Below are 18,814 nucleotides of genomic sequence, written 5' to 3'. Positions count from 1 at the left end.
ATCAGCATCCAGTTGCGGCGCGCCGCTCTAATATGCATCCTTTGGCGGGCTTCGCCAGCGGGAAATATGACATTCCCCGCCAACCATTGAATCCTGACACGGACACGCATATTTCCTTTCATGAGCGCTGCGTGGAATGGAATGCCTTTAATTCCGGCCGGATATGTAATATCTGCCTCGCATCCGATAAGTTCATCCGACGAAACGGGATCCTCTACCGCAATGAACGCGCCTGCAAAGACCGAAGACTTCGCATCGTCCATCCCCGCCGGCGTCTATGCCGAGACGGTGCTCAGCGTGACGCATTACACCGACCGGCTCTTCCGCTTCACGATGACTCGGCCGCAGGGCTTCCGTTTCCGTTCCGGCGAATTCGCGATGATCGGCCTGATGGTCGAGGGCAAGCCGGTCTTCCGCGCCTATTCGATCGCCAGCCCCGCCTGGGCCGAAGAACTTGAATTCTTCTCCATCAAGGTGCCGGACGGTCCGCTCACCTCGCATCTGCAGGCGATCAAACCCGGCGACCAGGTGCTGATGCGCAAGAAGCCGACGGGCACGCTGGTGCTCGATGCGCTGACGCCTGGCCGCCGCCTCTACATGTTTTCGACGGGAACCGGCGTTGCGCCTTTCGCCAGCCTGATCCGCGATCCCGAGACCTATGAAAAGTTCGAGGAAGTCATCCTCACCCATACGACGCGCGATGTCGCCGAGCTGAAATACGGTTTCGACCTCGTGCATGAGATCCAGAATGACGAACTGCTGAAGGAAGTGGTTGGCGACAAGCTCCGTCATTATGCGACTGTTACGCGCGAGGATTTCGAATATCGCGGCCGCATCACCGACCTGATCTCGTCGGGCAAGCTGTTTACCGATCTCGGCGTGCCGCCGCTCGATCCGGCAATCGACCGCGGCATGATCTGCGGCTCCTCGGCCATGCTGAAGGATACCAAGGAACTGCTGGAGAAGGCCGGCCTCAATGAGGGCGCCAACAGCAAGCCCGCCGAATTCGTCATCGAACGGGCCTTCGTCGGGTGACCTTTTTGCGATAAGCAGATTTGAAGCGGCTCCGGAAACGGGGCCGTTTTTATTTGCGGGCGAGATAGTCGATCAGTGCCGCCATTGCCGCATGCGCCTCATCCGGTCTGCCCCGCTGAATGGCCCGAATGACGCCGACATGCAGCGCGATGGCGCGGTTCATTCCCTCAGGGCTTGCGGTGGAATACCAGAGGCGACGCGAATGCGTCTGCACCGGGCCGAGCGCGGCCGTTATGAAGCGATTGGGACAGGCATCCTCGAGGATCTCGTCGAAAGCCTTGTCGGCGGCGAAGAAGCCGGCGAGATCGCCCGTGGCGGCGCATTCCTCCATGGCGCGAGCGCAGTCGCCGAGGCGATCGCGCTGTTCGCCGCCCGCATGTTCGGCGACCAATGCCGCAGCAATCGGCTCCAGCTCGCGGCGCACCTGCATGACATTGCCATGATCCTCCGGCGCGATCTCGGCAACCTGCAATCCGACACGTGGCTTCACCAGGATCAGCCCCTGCCAGGCGAGTTTCTGAATCGCCTCGCGCACCGGCGTGCGTCCGTGGCCCGCCATATCGATCAGCTGCTTTTCGGTGACGAGCGCACCGGGTTTCAGCACCAGCGTGACGATCAGGTGCTCGAGCGCGAGATAGGCAAGGTGGCTTTGTGACGTCAGCATGCCGATAATTCCGTAGCCCACCTGATATATCACATCCTGGCACGGCGAAGATTCGAAGACAAGGGGATGCCAGACAAGAAGTAAAAACCCAATTCGCAGGTCCTTATGACCGAACCGCGCGTCGGCCCTTCACTCGTGCCGCAACGCCTCGATGGGGTTGAGCTGCGCTGCCCGTCTCGCCGGGAAATAGCCGAAGATCATGCCGATCGCGGCGGAGAAGAGGAAGGCGACGGCGACCATCATCGGGCTGAAGACGAAGGGGACTTTCAGGAGGGTGACCGCCACCAGACCGAGGCTCAGGCCGAGCACGATGCCGGTGATGCCGCCGAAGAGCGAGAGCGCCACCGCCTCGACCAGGAACTGAGTGAGCACCTGGTTTTCGAGGGCGCCGATCGCCAGGCGAATGCCGATTTCCCGAGTTCGTTCGGTGACGGAGACCAGCATGATGTTCATGATGCCGATGCCGCCGACGAGCAGGCTGATCGCGGCGACGGCGCCGAGCAGGCCGGTCAGGAGCGTCGTCGTGCCGGTCATCGCCTCGGCGATCTGCGTCATGTCGTTGACGTTGAAATCGTCCTGCCGGCCGGGAATGATTTTGCGGCGCTCGCGCAGCAGATTTTCGACATCGGCCTGCACCTTGGCCGTGGAGACGCCGTCGCGCGCCGAGATGATGATCTGCGGCACGTTGCTGTTGCCGCTGATGCGCCGCTGGAACACCTTGACCGGCATGATGACGACATCATCCTGATCGGTGCCCATGCCGGACTGGCCGCGCCTGGCGAGCACCCCGATGACCGGGCACGAAACCTTGCCGACACGGATCTGCTGGTCGATCGGATCGCCGGCGCCGAAAAGCTGCGAGCGGACCGTCTCGCCGATGATGCAACGGGACTGGCCGCGCTCCTCGGCGGGGGTGAAATTGCGGCCGAGCGCCAGGTTCCAGTCCTGCGCGACGAAATAATCGTTGGTGGTGCCGTAGACGCTGGTCGAATGGTTCTGACCGCCAAAAATCACCGTTGCCGTCGACTGGTTGAGCGGCGCCACCGCCCTCAAGCCGCCGATCTGGTCGCGGATGGCGGCGACATCCTTGACGCTGAAGCGTTTGGCCTCGGAGCTCGCCCGGCCGGGACCGAACTGGCCGGGACGGACGAACAGCATGTTGGTGCCGAGCCGCGACAGTTCGGTCGAAACCTGGGCGGTCGTGCCGTTGCCGATCGTCACCAGTGCGATGACGGCGGCAACGCCGATGACGACGCCGAGCACGGTGAGGAACGAACGCAGCATGTTGCGGCTGATGGCGCGCAGCGCGAGCTTCAGCGTCTCAAAGAACATGATCCGCCCTCCTCCGATGCTCGGCCTCCGTCTCCAGCTTGCCGTCGACGAAACGCAGCAGCCGCTCGGCATAGGCGGCGATATCGGGCTCGTGCGTGACCATGACGATGGTGATGCCCTGCTCACGGTTCAGCCGCGTCATCAGATCCATGATCTCGACGCTGGTCTTGGTGTCGAGATTGCCCGTCGGCTCGTCGGCGAGCAGCAGCGCCGGTTCGGTGACGATGGCCCGGGCGATGGCGACGCGCTGCTGCTGGCCGCCCGACAGCTCCTGCGTCTTGTGATGCTCGCGGCCGGAGAGGCCGACCAACGCCAAGGCCTCGCGCGCCCGTTCCCGCCGCTCGCGCACCGCCATGCCGCGATAGATCAGCGGCAGTTCGACATTCTCGGCCGCCGAGGTGCGCGACAGAAGGTTGAAGCCTTGGAAGACGAAGCCCAGCATGTGGCGGCGCAACAGCGTCAGCTGACCACGGTCGATGCCGCTGGTCGGAATGCCCTGGAAGATGTAATCGCCCGATGTCGGCACGTCGAGGCAACCGAGAATGTTCATCGCCGTCGACTTGCCGGAGCCGGAGGGGCCCATGATCGCGACGAATTCATGGGCATCGATCGCAAGATCCACGCGGTCGAGAGCCCGAATCGTCGCCTCGCCCTCGCCATAGGTTTTCGAGACCTGCCTGAATTCGATGAGCGGCGGGCTTATCATCCGTCTCTCCGCCTAGTTCGTCCGCACCGTGGCGTCGGTCACCAATGCGTCATTCTCCTTGAGTTCACCGGAGACCACCTGGGTGAACTGGCCGTCCGACGAACCGACCTGAATGACGGCGGGCGTGGAGCGACCGTTGCGCAGCACCCAGACGCGGCGCTGCGCTCCGGTCAACACCTCACCGGAATTGCCGCCGCGCCGGCGTGGCGGCCCAAAAATCCCAAGAATACCGCGGCCGCGCCGTTCTGCCTGCGGCGGGGCATAACGCAGCGCCGCGTTCGGCACCATCAGCGTATCCTTGACGGCCTCGACGGTGATATCGGCGGTCGCGGTCATGCCGGGGCGCAGCAGCAGGTCGGCATTGTCGACCGAGAGGACCGCCTTATAGGTCACCACATTGTTGACCACTTCGGAGGCGAAGCGGATCTGCTCGATCTCGGCGGGGAAGGACCGGTCGGGATAGGCATCAACGGTAAACTTCGCCTTCTGGCCGACGGCGATCTTGCCGACGTCGGCCTCGTCGACATCGACCTGCAGCTCCATCTTCTTCAGATCGCCGGCGATGGTGAAGAGAATGGGCGCCGAAAGCGAGGCGGCGACGGTGGCGCCCGGATTGGCGGAACGGGTGAGGATCACGCCGTCGATCGGCGAGACGATCTTTGCCTTGGCGAGATTGACCTCGGCAAGCTGCAGATCGGCCTCCGCGGCCAGCACCTCGGCTTCGTTGATCTGTTTGGCAGCGACGGCGGAATCATATTTGTAGGTGGCGTCGTCGAGGCTCTGCTGTGTGGACACATTGCTCCTGACCAGGCTCTTCAGCCGCTCGAGCGAGGTGCTCGCCGATTCGAGATCGGCATTGGCCTTGGCGACATTCGCCTTGGCCGAATTGACTTTGGCGCGCGAGCTCTTCACATCCGCCTCGAGCTTGTTGGTATCGAGCAGCGCCAGCACGTCGCCCGCCTTGATCGTGCTGTTATAGTCGACGTTGACGTCACGGACGGTGCCGGAAAGTTCGCTCGAGATGTCAACTTGCTCGGTCGGCTGCACCGAACCGGTGGCGGTGACAAGCACCGTCAGGTCGCCGCGCTTTGCCGGCTGCGTCGTGTAGCTCACCTCGCTTTGCCCCCGGCCGACATAGAAATAGGCGGCAGCTGCGGCGGCAACGAGGATGATCAGCAGAACCAGCAAACGCCCGCGCCAGCGGCCCCGCTTGTTCTGCCTTGCCGACGCGGCAAGTACCGCAGCGAGGTCGGGCGTCCCGCCGGCCTTTGCTCCGGTTTCTTCGCCGCTTACGATTTTGTTCATGTCATCCTCGATCAGTCAGTGGCCGCATCGGCTGCAATGAAATAGTCAAACCGCAGATGAACCGGGAATTAGCGTTGCCGCCGAACTGGCACGGAATTGCGGACGGGTGAAATGAAATATTGGTAATAAAACTCAAGTTTCAGTACCGCGGAGCCTATAGCGCCAAAATCCCCAGCGTTTCGCGCTCCTGACAGGCAGAAATTGCCCACCGTCAATCGGGATCCTCGGTAAATTGCCCGGTACCCGGCAGCGGATGCAGCCAGGCTTCGCGCCGCTTGATCCACACTTCATGGTTCGGCTCAAGATCCGTCGGCGGACCGTCGAGAGAGCCGAGGCGGATTTCCACCGTCGCCTCCTGAAGGCAGAAGAGCCTGCTGCCGCAGGCGGGGCAAAAGCTGCGGCCGGCGAATGTGGCAATCTCGCCGCTATGGGAAAATGCCGGACGGGGCCAGAGCGCAAAGAACACGAAGGCGGAACCACTCGATTTGCGGCAATCAGCGCAGTGGCAGAGACCGACGCGAAGCGGCTCGCCTTCCACTCGGTAGGCGACCGCTCCGCAAAGGCAGCTTCCCGTTCTGATCCTCATTGACGGCCGTCAGGAGTCGAGCTTGGTGGGGAGGCCCGGCGGACGGCGCTTTGCCGCCATCAGCAGATCGAGCTCGGTGGCGGACGGGCCAAACTTGTCATAGAGGCGCTTAGCCTCCTTGTCGTCCAACCGGTATTTTCTGGCAAATTCGCTCATGCTGTAGGGGCGGCCACGCAACACTCTTCGCGCCGGGGTCGCCGTTTTCGGTGCGTCGGTCATGGTTTTCTCCTTTCATCAGCTTCCCTGTAAGTTAGAGCGGCCCATCTATTTGAAAAGACTCGAGCGGCCTCGGCAGGGCCATCAACCGAAGCGGATGCGGCTGATTTTCCTGGATCCTTTTTGCCGAAAGACGGCTTTCGAAGCGAGGCTGCGGGGCCGCTGGAGAACATCAGGATTTTTCCGCTTTCTCCCGATGGCCAACGAACTGGCAGGCGAGCTCCCTACCCGCCCGGTCCGCTACCTCATCCTTATTCCGGCGAGATCACGAAATGTTAAAATGCGGAACGCATGCGCCGGGGCGAGGTTGTCAAGACGAGGTCGACGTGGCCTCAGTTCAAAACCAAGGAGAAACCAAATGGCAAACCAAGGTGGAACCCATGAACAGCACGTCAAGGCTGGGCAGCAGAGTCACAAGAATGACTCCAATACCCGCAGCGCCTCTTCAGGCGGCCGCGACGCGCAGTCCAGCGGAACCCGCGGCGGCAGCCATGAGCAGCATGTAAAGGCTGGTCAACAAAGCCACAAGAACAGCCACTAAAGCTGTCATGACATGAAACTCGGCCCGCGCCCTCCATTCCGGCGCGGGCTTTTTGTTTCAAGTCAAACGCCGGCCGTCCTCGCCGAAAAGGTGCAGAACCTCGGGATCGAGATGGAGCGGCAGGCTGTCGCCGGATTGCATCTTCTGCTGGCCGGCAAAGACGGCGATCAGCTTCTTGCCGGCGGCTTCGGTGTGAACGACCGTTTCAGAACCCAGCTCTTCGACAAGGGTGATCCGCGTGTCCAGCCTGCCTGGGGCGGCTGCATCGGCAAGTGTGATGTGTTGTGGCCGTATGCCGATGCTGACCCTCTCGCCTGCCGGACGCACCTCTCTGGCAATGACGGAAAGACGGTGGCCGCCGACGGTTTCGACTTGCGCGAAACCACCCTCGTGACCGACGATTGAGGCTTCCAGGAAATTCATGTGCGGCGCGCCGATGAAGCCGGCGACGAAGCGGTTGGCGGGTTTGTTGTAGAGTTCCAGGGGTGTTCCCACCTGCTCGATCCTGCCGCCTCTCAGCACGACGATGCGGTTTGCGAGCGTCATCGCCTCGACCTGATCATGGGTGACGTAGATCATCGTCGCCTTCAGGCGAGCGTGGAGCGCGGCGAGTTCGGCGCGCATGCTCACCCGGAGCTCGGCGTCAAGATTGGAGAGTGGCTCATCGAGCAGGAAGGCATCGGGCCGGCGGACGATGGCGCGGCCGATCGCGACGCGCTGACGCTGGCCGCCGGAGAGCTGGCCCGGACGCCGCTGCAGAAACGGCTCGATCTCCAGCATGCGGGCGGCATCAGCGATGCGGGCTTCGATCTCGGCCTTGGCCACCTTGGTGTTCTCCAGGCCGAAGGCAAGGTTTTCGCGCACGCTCATATGCGGATAAAGAGCATAGGACTGGAAGACCATCGCAAGGCCGCGGTCGGCCGCACCGATCGCGGTGACGTCTTTGCCGTCGATGGCGATACTGCCGGCTGTGGGCTTGTCGAGTCCGGCGATCAGGCGCAGCAACGTCGATTTTCCACACCCGGACGGGCCGACGAAAGCGACGAACTCGCCGTCATTGACCTCAAGCGAGACATCGCGGATGACCTCGACGGCGCCGAAATTCTTGACGATGTTCCTGAGCTCGAGTCCGGTCATGCACTCTCCTGTTTCATATTATTTCAGCCCCGAGCCGGCGATACCAGTCGTGATGAAGCGCTGCAGGAAGACGAAGATCAGCACAACCGGGATCATCGAGACGACGGTCATGGCGAGGATATAGTGCCACTGCACATTGAGCTCGCCGGCATAGACGTTGAGGCCGACCTGCAGCGTGTAGAGTTCCTTGCGCGACAGCACGATCAGCGGCCAGAGGAAGTCGTTCCAGCGCCAGACCACCGAGAAGATCGCCAGCACCGCCAGCGCCGGCGCCGACAACGGCAGGATGATGCGCCAGTAGATCTGCCATTCGCTGGCCTTGTCCATGCGCGCGGCGTCGATCAGTTCATCGGGGATCGTCAGCATGTATTGGCGGAGCAGGAAGACGCCCGTCGGCGTAGCGACGGTCGGCAGGATGACGCCCCAGAGGCTGTCGAAGAGGTTCAAGCTGCCAATGACGGAATAGAGCGGCACGACGATGACCGAGAGCGGAACCATCAGCGTCGCCAGGATCATCAGCATGACGGCGGTGCGGCCGGGGAACTGGTATTTCGACAGCGCGAAGGCGGCCATCGAATTGACCAGCAGGGTGATGGCCGTCGCCACCACCGTTACGAAGACCGAGTTGCGCAGGAACAGGAAGAAGTCGAAGCGCTGGAAAGGCTCGGTGTAGTTGTTGGTCGCGAATTCGACCTCACGCACCGGCGTGCGGTCCTTGATGTTGACCTTGACGATTTCGCCCGGTTGTTTCGGATCGACCATCTGGCCCATGATGCCGATGCGGCGGACTTCGGCGAGCACACGGGTGCTGCCATCCGGCATCGTCACATTATAGAGCGGCAAAGGCTTGTCGTAGCCCGGAACCGCGGCCTGCTCCGTGACATAGGGCAGGACGGACGGCGGGAACTCGGCAAGGGCAGCCGGCGTCTTGAACGAGGAGAAGACCAGCCAGATGGCCGGGCCGAACATCAGGATGACGCCCGAGATCAGCCAGATCCAGGTGACCACGTCGGTCCAGTGCCAGCCACGGCCGCGGCGGCGAAGCAGGAAGGTGGCGACGGCGCTCATAGACGTTTGCCTTTCTTCTCGTTGCGGCTGCTTGCGGCGAGCTGGACCAGCGTCAGGATGACGAGCACGATGCCCATCAGGATCGAGGCGGCCGAGGCGAGCCCCGGATTGCGCAGCGAACTGGCAAAGCCGGTCTCGTAAATGAACTGGGTGATGTACATGGTGCTGGTGCCGGGCCCGCCGCCGGTGAGCACGAAAACCTCGTCGAAGATCTGCACCGCGCGGATCAGCGCCAGAACCAGGACGACAATGAGGTTCGGCATCAAGAGCGGCAGGGTAATGCGCCGGAAGATGCGGGTGGGGCTTGCCTTGTCCATTGCCGCTGCCTCATAGAGATCCCTCGGGATCGCCTGCAGGCCGGCGAGCAGGATCAGCGCATAAAAGCCCATATGCGCCCAGACCGAAACAAAGACGGCGAAGAAGAAGGCCCAGAAACGATCGCTGAGCCAGGAGAAGGGTTCGAAGCCGAAAGGACTCAGCGCATAGTTCAACAGGCCCTCGCGCTGAAGGATCCATTTCCAGATCAGGCCGACGACGACGGGCGACAGCAGCACGGGGAAGAAGAAGACGGCGCGCCAGAAGCCGCGATTGGAAAGTTCGCGGTTGAGGATCAACGCCGTCGCGAGTGCCGCGACCAGCATTGCCGAGACCTGGAAGACGACGAAGACGGCGGTGTTGCGCACGGCGGCCCAGAAGGTGTCGGCGGCACAGGTCGAGGGGTCGAGATAGGAGCGGCAATCGAAGAGGATGCGGTACTGCTCAGCGCCGACATAGGTCCTGTTCGGCAGGAAAATGGCGCCGCCGCTCGTCGTCGAATAGATGAAGTTGATGACCAGCGGCAGGAGCACGAACACGGAAAAGATCAGCATGTTAGGCGCCAGGAAGACGCCCGCCATGCCGTTCAGCCCCGTCAGCTTCTGCCAGGCGCGCATCGGGATGTCGATCATCCCCATGGCGAGCCTGACAGGCGCAAGGAGCGCCTGCCGCAGACCGGCTTTCGCCGTTGCTTCGGAAGAAATCGTCTTCTCCGCCATCCGCTCTTCCGTCAGTTGCCGCCGACCTTGGCCTTGATGTCCTCGTCGATGCGGGCATAGGCATCGTCAAGCTTCATTTCGCCGGCGATCACCTGGCTGATGCGGGCAACGATGGCGCTGTAATAGGCGTCCGACCACTTCCAACCCGGCAGCTTCAGCGCAGCCGGGGCCGTCTGGCCGGCCGATTCAACGAAGGCCTTCAGCGCCGCCTTCACATGCGGATTGTCGGTCTTGAAGTCCACCTGGCCGGCGGCTACGCCCTTATGCGCCGGGATGAACAGGCTGCGCTCGGCGAATTCCTTCTGCACGTCGGCGCTTGCCAGGTAGTCCATCACCTTGGCGACATCCTTCGGGTTCTTGGTGTATTTGACGGCGACCAGACCGGCGCCGCCTTGCATGCCGCTGCAGGCCACCGTACCGCACGGGCTTCCGGCCATGACCCAATCGAAACTGTCGCCGATCTTCTGCGCGAAGCCCGAAACCTGCCAGCTGCCGGAATAATAATAAGCGAGACCGCCATTGATGAAGTCGTCGGCGGCAGCGCGATAGGTGCTGCCGGCAGCACTGACCCAGACGTCCTTGTTGACGGTGCCGTCCTCGTTCCACTTGACGAAGCGGCTGAGGAATTCCTTGGCGCCCTGGTCGATGGGTGCCGGCTTGCCGTCGGCGGCGATATAGTTGGCGCCGTAGGAGATGTTAGGGCCGGTGACGCGGTGGCCGGAGCGGTCGATCGCCATGGCGAAGACCTTCTGACTATCAGCGACCTTTTTGGCCGCTGCAGCCCAGTCGTCCCAGGTTGCCTTCGGGCCGGGAATTTCGACGCCGGCCTGCTCGAACAGCGTCTTGTTGACAAAGCCGCCGGTGAGCGTCAGCTGGGTCATGAAGCCAGTGATGGCGTTCGAGCCGTCGGGACGCATCCAGTCAGCCTGGGCGCCGAAATTCTCGTCCCAATATTTCGCATCGGTGAGGAGCGGGCGGAGATCGAGCCAGTGCTGCGACTGCGCCTTCAGATTGGTGACGCGGGCGATATCAGGCCCCTTCCCGGCTTCCAGCTGTACCGGCAGCTGTTCCTTGACGACGTCATAGGAGACTTCATCGAGGATGACGTTGACATCGGGATTGGCCTTGGAGAAGCGCGCCAGCAGATCCTTGATCACCTCGCCTTCGCCGCCGTCGGAATACCACATGATGCGCACATCGCCGGCATGGGCGGCAACGGAACTCAAGAGAACCGCAGCAAAGGCCGCGGCGATCGATTTCATTCTGGTCATAGTCTCCTCCTCTTGACCGATGAACTTCTGCATCCGGCCAGGTCCTCCACCTGTCCGGACATGTCATTTACGAAGCAGCGCGCCGCTGCTGCCTGCCCGCTATCTCCAGATGTACCGCGTCTCCTCGCACTGACCAGTCTGACGGCTTGAGAATACGGCCTTCGGCCCGCACGGTGCCGTCCTCTTCGAAGGCAACCTGACCATAATCCGGATCGACGATGATCAGTGCACCCTCGTTTTCGCGGCGGGCTGTAAGCGTGGCGAAGCGCGCCCGCATGCCGTCGAGGCCGTCTTCGCGCCCGAGATCGGAAAGGCGGACGATCCAGCGGCCGGCGCGGCCGGCCAGGCGCAGCTCGACATCCGTCGTCGGGCCGTGTTTCACCGGTTCGAGCACGCCGTTGCCGATCAGCATCGCCAGACCGTTGCCGGAACGGGCAAGCGCCAGCCTGCCGCTGACAAAGGTGTCGTCGAAGGCTTCGAGCGGGAACCAGGCATGGGTGAAGTCCGGCTGGCCGTCGTGGATTTCGAAATCGAGAATGGCGAGATCACGATATTGATGGACGCGCGGCAGCGTTCCGCAGCCGCCCCAGAAACTGGGCCGACCGTAGCCGAACTGGATGGTTTCGCCGGGATGGTTGATCCAGATCTGCGCTTCCGGCCGCTCGCCCAAACGCAAATGCAACACGGTCTCCTGATAGCCCCAGGCGCCGGGGCGATAATGGGCGATGGTGCCGAGTGCGGTGTCGCGCGTCTTGTAGTGATAGAGGGCGGCGAAACGGTTCTCGCCCTGGGAAAAGGTCCATTCCTGCGCGTCGTCGGACTGGTGCGCCGCGATCGCCGCGAGCTCTTCGGGAAAACGCAGGCCGTGATCGCGGATGCAGACGGCCAGCTGCGGCAGCGCGTGGACGCGACGGCCGTACCAGCCGCGGCCCCAGAGCAGCCGAGCAATGGCCGACAGCTCGACCGAGCGGCCCGGGCGCAGCGTGTGTTCGTAGGAGCGGCCCTGGCTGCCGGTCAGCATGCCATGATGGGCCGAACGGGCGACAATTTCCATCAGGCGGACGATGCTGGCGCTCGCCCGGGCGCGGATCGCTTCATCCGGGGCGCAGGCAGCAAGCGCCGTCAGCCCTTTGAGGTCGATCGGGAAATACGGAACGGAATTCCACTCAGCCATTTCCCAGCGCTCGAAATGATCGAGCCAGGCGCGGACGCGCTCTTCGCCGACCCTCATCTGCTCCGCGCCGGTGCGGCCGGAACGGATGAAGACGGCATCGGGGAACAGCTTGCCGCCGAGATAGGCGGCGGTGTGGAAGAGCAGCGCGTGGTTCTCCGAAAAATACCATTGCACGTCGTTGCCGGGCTCGTCCATCCAGTAGCGGTAATTGAGAACGGCACGCTCGATCCTCTGCCGCAGATCCTGCGACAGCAGATCGCTCCAGCGCGTATAGGCAAAGAGCAGCGGCACCAGAACGAAATCGGCGCAGTCATGACAATCCTCGATAACAGGCAGCATCGCCGAGATCATCGCCTCGGTCTCCTCGCCGCCCTGCCCCAAAGCAAGGCGCGCGAAGGCGCAGACCGTATCCGGCTCGGAATGGGCGGCGACCTCGGCAAGCGCCTCGGCGACGCGATCCTCGAGCGCGGCGGGCGCCAGCCCCTGGCGCTGGGGATGGCAGATCTCGACGCCGAGCGTGCGGCCGAGCGAAAGTTTGCCTGTTTTGAACGTGATGCGAAAATGGCGGAAATCGGCGGGCATATCGGCCGAGGTGCCAAGTTCCAGCTTCATCGCCCCCGCTTGCAGCGCGAAATCATGATCGAAGCGCTCGACCGACATGAAGTCGCCTTCGATCTCGACATGACAGCTCAGCGCCACCGGCAGCGGCGCGGGAAACAGGATGGTCACGTCCTCGCCGAGATAGGCGGTGCGGTCGAAGCGCATGCCTTCGAGGATTGCCTCCAGCCCGTCCGCGTCACCGGCGGCGATGGGAACAGGCACTGATGTTTCGACCTCCGGCCCATCGAGATAATCCAGCTGGAAATAGAAGCGGGTGTCGCGTTCGGCGAGATCGTCGAAATAGATGCGGACCTCGTTGAGCCCAGCCGTCAACTCCACTTCAAATGTCTGCTGAGCTTCCAGATTGCGCTGGTAAGGCGCCATAAAACCCTGCTCGCGACCGTTGACGAAGAGGATGGCGCCGCCGCAGGTCGACAGGCGCAGCGTGGCCGGTCCCGCCGACTGCGTATCGAGGAAGGTGCGCGCCCAGCAGCCGATGCGCGTCGGACGAAACCAGAAGCCGGAGAGATCGACGCGCGGCGATGAAAAGGGAAGCCACCAGCGGACGGCCTCGAATTCGGCAGCCAGCTGCGGCCGCCGCCCGGCGAAACATGCCTTGAATTCGGTGCGGCAGGGATATTCATGCGGAATGAAATTCTTCGTCTTGGTGACGAAGAAAAACGGATCCATGTTGCCTTGCATCGGCCGGTCGGCAACGTCGTAGCGCGCCTGCGAGAGCGAGCCGAGCTGCCAGTAGACGATCGGGCTTTTTTTCGCGGTCTTGCGGCGGAGATAGGATTCTTCGGCGGCCATGCTTCAGCCCGCTTGAACCTTGACGCACCGGGCAAAACGCCGACGCATGGACCTGCCGTCAAACCGCATCTTCAAAGCCTCCCTGCTCTGCCGCCTGTCGCTGACACGTTAATTGTGCATAGCCATTCCGTTTGCGCAATCTGAAAGATTTTTGCATACTTCAAGAGAGACCGAGGAGATGTGATGGCTGCGGAGCAGAAAAAAGGCAGGCGCACACGCCTAGACGACATCGCCGCACGCTGCGGCGTCTCGATCAGCACGGTGTCGCGCGCGCTCGCCGGAGAAAAGGGCGTCAGGCCCGAGATCCGCAAGCTGGTGCTGCAAACGGCGAGCGCTGTCAGTTATGCGCTGCCGGCGAGTGTCGCCGGCAAGAAGGTCATGCTCGTCGCCTCCGGCGCGGCGATGATCGATTATGTCCGCAATCAGTTCACGCTACACGTGCTGGAGGGATTGAACGCGCGCGCGTCCGCCCTCGGCATCGAAATGGCGATGCGTCCGGTCGCCGACAAGGCCGATGAAACCCGCGTCATCGCCGAGATGCGCAATGATGCAAGTTTCGGCGGCATGCTGATTCTGACCGTCGACGAGGAGGATATGCTGGCGGCCGCCGCCGATCTCGGGAAGCCCGTCGTACTCGTCAACAGCGACGATCCCTATATGCGGCTTTCGAGTGTGACGCCCTGCAACCGATCGGCCGCCTTCATTGCCGCCGAGCGGTTGATCGAGGCCGGGCATCAACGCATCCTGTTCATGCTGCGGCCGGGACGGCGGACGATCGAGCGGCGCCTGGAGGGCTGGCGCGACGCGCTGCAGCATCATGGGCTGACAGCCGATGCCGACCTGGTGCTCGAGGTTGACGACTGGTTGCCGGAACTCGGCGCCGAGGCGATCACCCGTCTCGTCGGCGACAAGGGCCTTTGCTTCACCGCCGTTCTGACGGCGGGCGACAGTCTCGCCAACGGCGCCGTGCGCGGATTGCAGGCGATGGGTTATGCCGTGCCGCAGGATGTCTCCGTCATGGGCATAGACGACCTGCCGCAATCGGCCTTTCTCAATCCGCCGCTGTCGACAGTGCACATCCCGATGCGTGAACTCGGCGCCACCGCGCTCGACCTCTTGCGCGACATGATGCTCGGCCTTGCCCTGCCGCGCCGCCGTGTCGAGCTTGCCTGCCATGTCGTCGAAAGAGGCAGCGTCGCAGCCGTCCGCCACCCGGCTGCCGCGGATCACATCAAGCCAAGCGCATGAGGATAGGCCGGTCATGAAATTCCTGGCGATATCCGGAAGCGCGCGCAGAGCCTCGACCTATATGCTCTCCGATCGGCTGCCGGGCCGGCGCATACGCTCTCGGTCTATGATCGTGTTGGCGAACTCCCGGTCTTCTCGCCCGATCTCGAGCTTCCCGAGCCTCCTTCCGAAGTGGCGGCTCTTGCAAATGCCATCGCGGAGGCGGATGGACTGATCCTGGCGAGTCCAGAATATATCAGGTCAGTCCCCGGCGGGCTGAAGAACGCCATCGACTGGCTCGTCTCCCGCAACGAAGTGATCGGCAAACCGATCGTGCTTGCGCACGCGTCGCATCGCGGCGATGAGATGCTGCAGCAGCTTCGCACCGTTCTCGCTACGCTGAGCGAGCGCTTCAACGGGCAGCTCTTCCTTCGCTTCCATCTGATGAAGCTTTCCCCGCAAGAAATTGCCGAGCATCTTTCCGCGCCCTGGCATCAGGAGGAGATGCGTCTTTTCCTCGAGGCCTTCGCACGCTATTGCGGCCCAGCCTGAGGCTCGCCTGCGCAACGACCCGTCAAGCCTCCATGAAGCTCGCCTCGAATAGCTCCTGCGCATAGGCATCATGCGTCGTGCCGGCCTGCAAATCCGCCTTTGTGAGTTCGTCGACGAAACCGCCGTTCTTCATGATCATCACCCGGTCGCACATATGGGCGATCACTGCGAGGTCGTGACTGACGAGCAGATAGGTCAGTCCCTTCTCCTCGCGCTGGTCGGCAAGCAGGTTGAGGATTTCGGCCTGGACGGAGACGTCGAGCGCCGATGTCGGCTCGTCGAGCAGCAGGATAGGCGGCGACAGGATCAGCGCCCGGGCGATCGCCACTCGCTGCCGCTGGCCGCCGGAAAGTTCGTGCGGAAACCGATTGGCGAAGCTTGCCGGCAGACCCACCTGGACCAACGCCCTTTCGACCTTCGACCAGATGTCGGAATGGCGCATGGCGCGCAGCGGCTCGGCGAGCGCGGTGCCGATGCGGTGGCGCGGATGCAAGGATCCGTAAGGATCCTGAAACACCATCTGGGCTGAGGTCAGTTCCTCGCGGGAGCGCTTCTTGCCGATCGGCCTGCCGCGCAGCTCGATCTGACCGGTCCAACCGGCCTCCATGCCGGCGAGGCAGCGCAGCACCGTCGATTTGCCGCAGCCGGATTCGCCGACAATGCCGAGCGTCTCGCCCTGGCCCACCTGAAAACTGATGCCCCGGACGACATGGTTGCTTGATTTGCCGGAGGCAAAGACGACATCGAGGTCGCGGACATTGATCATTGCGCCGTCTCCAGATCGAGTTTTGCCCTATCGAGAACCGCAAGCCGACGAACCGGATTTTTCGGATCAGGCAACGCCGCGATAAGCCCGCGCGTATAGGGGTGGCGGGCCTCTTCAAGGCTGATCAGCGTTTCGACGATCCGGCCGGCATACATGACGATGATGCGCTCGCAGAAGGCTGCGACCATGCGGATGTCGTGGCTGATCAGAAGCAGGCCGGAATTGTTTTCGCGCACCAGCTCATCGAGCAGCAACAGCACATCCTTTCGCACGCTGACATCGAGAGCCGAGGTCGGCTCGTCGGCGATCACAAGCTTCGGCCGCGCCAGCAGCATCATGGCGATCATCACGCGCTGGCCCATGCCGCCCGAGATCTGGTGAGGATAAAGCGCCATCACCCGTTCGGGATCGGTGATGCGCACCCGCTCGAGCATGGCGCGGGCGGCATCCTGCGCTGGCTTGCCGCTGAGGCCGAGGTGAAGGCGCGCGGCCTCGGCGACCTGCTTGCCGATCGACAGCACCGGATTCAAGGAATAGCGCGGATCCTGCATGATCAGCGCGATATCCTTGCCGCGCAGCGCGCCCATCTGGCGCTCGCTTTTTCCCAACAGCGGGCTGCCGGCGAGATCCATTCGCTCGGCAGAAACGATCGCCGCAGTCGGCAAAAGGTGCATGATCGCCCGCCCTGTCGTCGATTTGCCAGAACCGGATTCTCCGACGATCCCGACTCGTTCGCGGCCGACGTCGAAACTGACATTGGAGACGGCGGGCACGGCGCCTCGGCCGAACCGGACATTCAGCGCCTTGACGGAAAGAACGGGCTGGAGATCACGATCTTGCATGGCGGGGATCCAGAATGTCGCGCAGAGCGTCTCCGGCGATGTTGAAGGCAAGGCTCGTCAGCAGGATGGCGATGCCAGGCATGACCGCGACCCACCAGTAATCGAGCATGAACTTGCGGCCGTTGGAAATCATCGCTCCCCATTCCGGCGCAGGCGGCTGGGCGCCAAGGCCGAGAAAGCCGAGCGAGGCCGCTGTCAGGATGATGCCGGCCATGTTGAGGGTCAGTCGGACGATGACCGAGGGAACGCACATGGGGGCGATATAAAGGAGAAGAATGCGGATCGGCGAGGCGCCATAGAGACGGGCGGCAACGACATAGTCGGCGTTTCTGACGACCAGGGCCTCGGCGCGCGCCAGCCGGGCGATCGGTGGCCAGGCGGTGAGCGAGATCGCGATGATCGCGGTGGTCAGGCCGGCGCCGAGCGCCGCAGCAAAGGCAAGCGCCAGGATCAGCGACGGGAAGGAGAGAACGATATCGGTGGCGCGCATAAGCAGCGCATCGACGCGTCCGCCGAAGAAGCCGGCGACCACCCCGATCAAAAGACCGATCGGCCCGACGATGAGAGAGATCGAAAGCACGGTCTGGATGGTGATGCGCGTGCCGAAAATGAGGCGGCTCAGAATGTCGCGGCCGAACTCGTCGGTGCCGGCCGGGTGCGCCAGGCTCGGGGGCTGCAGGGCGTCACCGAGCGATTGGATGACCGGGTCGTAAGGCGCCAATAGCGGCGCGAAGATCGCTATCAGGCAAAGCAGGCCGAGGATGACGAAACCGGCAAGGCCAAGCGGCTCGGCAGCCAGTTTGCGGCCGGCCCGCGCAAACGACGCCGCCATGCGGCTCGGCACGCTTGGAGGACGAATCCGGATCTCGCTGCCGATAACATTGCTCATCGGGCTGGGGCTCATCGCGCCGCCTCCCGCATGCGCGGATCAAATATGGCGTAGGCGACGTCGGCGAGGAAGTTCAACAGCATGAAAATGAATCCCACAATGATGGTGCCGGCCACGATGGCGTTCATGTCGCCGATCATCAGCGCATTCGTCATGTATTGGCCGATGCCCGGCCAGGAAAAGACGATCTCCGTCACGACGGCGCCCTCGAGCAATCCGCCGTAGGAAATGGCCAGGATGGTGATCAGCTGCACGGCGATGTTCGGCAGGACATGGCGCCAGATCGTGCCGAAGGGGCTCACACCCTTGGCGCGGGCCGCAATGACGTAATCCTGGCTCAACTGCTCGAGCGTGAAGCTGCGGGTCATGCGCGTGATGTAGGCCATCGCGGCATAGGCGAGAATGATGGCCGGAAGGATGATATGGCCGAGGGCATTCCAGAAGATTTCCGTCTCGCCCTGCAGGAGGCTGTCGACCAACAGCAGCCCGGTCTGCGGCGTGACGAGACCTTCGTAAAACACATCGATCCTGCCTGGCCCGCCGACCCAGTTCAGGCCGGCATAGAAGATGACGAGGCCGACGATGCCGAACCAGAACACCGGGATCGAATGACCGACGAGGGCGACCACGCGGGCGACCTTGTCGATCACGCTGTCGCGAAACAGTGCCGCGACCAGGCCGAGCGGGACACCGACGAAGGTCGAGATGATCACCGCCAGCGTGGCCAGTTCGAACGTCGCCGGAAAGGCCTGGGCGAGGTCCGAGGAGACAGGATTGCCGGTGAGAACGGCTGTACCGAAATCACCATGGGCGAGCCCGTTCAGATAAAGGAAGAACTGCTGATAGATCGGCAGATCGAGACCCAGACGCGTCCGCATCGCGGCATAGGCGGCGGGATCGGCGAGTTCGCCGACGATCGCGCCGACGGGATCCGTGGGCAGGACGCGGCCGATCACGAAGGTCACACAGAGGAGGATGAACAGGCTGACGAGCAGATGCGCCAGGCGTCGGCCAAATTCGGCTACAGAGAGTTCCTTCATGATCGGCTGCCTCGGG

At 62.9% G+C, this 18,814-nt stretch carries 18 protein-coding genes and 1 pseudogene; 4 read left to right on the top strand and 15 right to left on the bottom strand.

The window, feature by feature from the left end:
• Window positions 1-222 precede the first annotated feature (222 nt).
• Window positions 223-1,035 (top strand): ferredoxin--NADP reductase, encoded by an 813-nt coding sequence (locus FHT70_RS17000; protein ID WP_064806129.1) that lies wholly within the window; start codon window positions 223-225, stop codon window positions 1,033-1,035.
• 49 nt (window positions 1,036-1,084) lie between these two features.
• Here the strand turns inward: FHT70_RS17000 and FHT70_RS16995 are convergent, their stop codons facing one another.
• The 6 genes from FHT70_RS16995 to FHT70_RS16970 form a co-directional block, all read right to left on the bottom strand.
• Entirely contained in the window at window positions 1,085-1,699 is a 615-nt protein-coding gene (locus tag FHT70_RS16995) for a GntR family transcriptional regulator (protein WP_097601135.1), read from the bottom strand.
• A gap of 129 nt (window positions 1,700-1,828) precedes the next feature.
• Window positions 1,829-3,031 carry an ABC transporter permease gene (locus FHT70_RS16990; protein ID WP_183703247.1) on the bottom strand — a complete coding sequence of 401 codons (1,203 nt, stop codon included), beginning with the start codon at window positions 3,029-3,031 and terminating at the stop codon, window positions 1,829-1,831.
• Entirely contained in the window at window positions 3,021-3,737 is a 717-nt protein-coding gene (locus FHT70_RS16985) for an ABC transporter ATP-binding protein (protein WP_183703244.1), read from the bottom strand. Before FHT70_RS16985 ends, FHT70_RS16990 begins: the two co-directional genes overlap by 11 nt.
• Window positions 3,738-3,749: 12 nt before the next feature.
• Window positions 3,750-5,042, bottom strand: coding sequence for an efflux RND transporter periplasmic adaptor subunit (locus FHT70_RS16980; RefSeq protein WP_183703241.1), 1,293 nt, complete (start codon window positions 5,040-5,042; stop codon window positions 3,750-3,752).
• Window positions 5,043-5,253: 211 nt separating this feature from the next.
• Complete coding sequence (locus FHT70_RS16975; RefSeq protein WP_183703239.1) at window positions 5,254-5,628, bottom strand: GFA family protein; 375 nt, start codon at window positions 5,626-5,628, stop codon at window positions 5,254-5,256.
• Between the two features lie 9 nt (window positions 5,629-5,637).
• Window positions 5,638-5,847 (bottom strand): hypothetical protein, encoded by a 210-nt coding sequence (locus FHT70_RS16970; protein ID WP_085778133.1) that lies wholly within the window; start codon window positions 5,845-5,847, stop codon window positions 5,638-5,640.
• 355 nt (window positions 5,848-6,202) lie between these two features.
• Here FHT70_RS16970 and FHT70_RS16965 point away from each other — a divergent pair, with 355 nt between their 5' ends.
• Window positions 6,203-6,385, top strand: a complete 183-nt coding sequence (locus FHT70_RS16965) for a hypothetical protein (RefSeq protein ID WP_004673791.1) — start codon at window positions 6,203-6,205, stop codon at window positions 6,383-6,385.
• A gap of 57 nt (window positions 6,386-6,442) precedes the next feature.
• Here FHT70_RS16965 and ugpC read toward each other — a convergent pair whose 3' ends face one another.
• From ugpC to FHT70_RS16940, 5 genes are all read right to left on the bottom strand, one after another.
• On the bottom strand, window positions 6,443-7,522 hold the full coding sequence (ugpC, locus tag FHT70_RS16960) for a sn-glycerol-3-phosphate ABC transporter ATP-binding protein UgpC (protein ID WP_183703235.1): 1,080 nt from the start codon (window positions 7,520-7,522) through the stop codon (window positions 6,443-6,445).
• Between the two features lie 18 nt (window positions 7,523-7,540).
• Complete coding sequence (locus tag FHT70_RS16955) at window positions 7,541-8,590, bottom strand: carbohydrate ABC transporter permease (RefSeq protein WP_183703232.1); 1,050 nt, start codon at window positions 8,588-8,590, stop codon at window positions 7,541-7,543.
• A complete protein-coding gene (locus FHT70_RS16950) occupies window positions 8,587-9,624 on the bottom strand; it encodes a sugar ABC transporter permease (protein ID WP_183703230.1) in 1,038 nt (345 codons plus the stop codon). Before FHT70_RS16950 ends, FHT70_RS16955 begins: the two co-directional genes overlap by 4 nt.
• Before the next feature lie 11 nt (window positions 9,625-9,635).
• Window positions 9,636-10,895 carry an ABC transporter substrate-binding protein gene (locus FHT70_RS16945; RefSeq protein ID WP_183703227.1) on the bottom strand — a complete coding sequence of 420 codons (1,260 nt, stop codon included), beginning with the start codon at window positions 10,893-10,895 and terminating at the stop codon, window positions 9,636-9,638.
• Window positions 10,896-10,962: 67 nt separating this feature from the next.
• Window positions 10,963-13,482 carry a hypothetical protein gene (locus FHT70_RS16940; protein WP_183703224.1) on the bottom strand — a complete coding sequence of 840 codons (2,520 nt, stop codon included), beginning with the start codon at window positions 13,480-13,482 and terminating at the stop codon, window positions 10,963-10,965.
• 183 nt (window positions 13,483-13,665) lie between these two features.
• Between FHT70_RS16940 and FHT70_RS16935 the strand changes: the two genes are divergently transcribed.
• Together FHT70_RS16935 and FHT70_RS16930 are read left to right on the top strand one after the other, a co-directional pair.
• Window positions 13,666-14,730, top strand: a complete 1,065-nt coding sequence (locus FHT70_RS16935; protein ID WP_183703221.1) for a LacI family DNA-binding transcriptional regulator — start codon at window positions 13,666-13,668, stop codon at window positions 14,728-14,730.
• A 13-nt stretch (window positions 14,731-14,743) separates the two neighbouring features.
• Window positions 14,744-15,261, top strand: a pseudogene (locus tag FHT70_RS16930) (NADPH-dependent FMN reductase).
• Window positions 15,262-15,283: 22 nt separating this feature from the next.
• Here the strand turns inward: FHT70_RS16930 and FHT70_RS16925 are convergent.
• From FHT70_RS16925 to FHT70_RS16910, 4 genes are read right to left on the bottom strand one after another with little or no spacing between them, the layout of a single operon-like run.
• Window positions 15,284-16,027 (bottom strand): ABC transporter ATP-binding protein, encoded by a 744-nt coding sequence (locus FHT70_RS16925; protein WP_183703218.1) that lies wholly within the window; start codon window positions 16,025-16,027, stop codon window positions 15,284-15,286.
• A complete protein-coding gene (locus tag FHT70_RS16920) occupies window positions 16,024-16,869 on the bottom strand; it encodes an ABC transporter ATP-binding protein (protein WP_183703215.1) in 846 nt (281 codons plus the stop codon). The genes FHT70_RS16925 and FHT70_RS16920 overlap by 4 nt, the downstream gene beginning before the upstream one ends.
• Window positions 16,856-17,758 (bottom strand): ABC transporter permease, encoded by a 903-nt coding sequence (locus FHT70_RS16915; protein ID WP_183703380.1) that lies wholly within the window; start codon window positions 17,756-17,758, stop codon window positions 16,856-16,858. Before FHT70_RS16915 ends, FHT70_RS16920 begins: the two co-directional genes overlap by 14 nt.
• A gap of 11 nt (window positions 17,759-17,769) precedes the next feature.
• Window positions 17,770-18,798: an ABC transporter permease gene (locus FHT70_RS16910; RefSeq protein WP_183703213.1), complete on the bottom strand. Its 1,029-nt coding sequence runs from the start codon at window positions 18,796-18,798 to the stop codon at window positions 17,770-17,772.
• Between the last annotated feature and the right edge of the window lie 16 nt (window positions 18,799-18,814).

The organism is Rhizobium sp. BK049 (assembly GCF_014193135.1).
GTDB lineage: Bacteria > Pseudomonadota > Alphaproteobacteria > Rhizobiales > Rhizobiaceae > Rhizobium.
The sequence above is the reverse complement of the archived record's forward strand: the minus strand, read 5'-3'. Positions and strand labels throughout refer to the sequence as shown.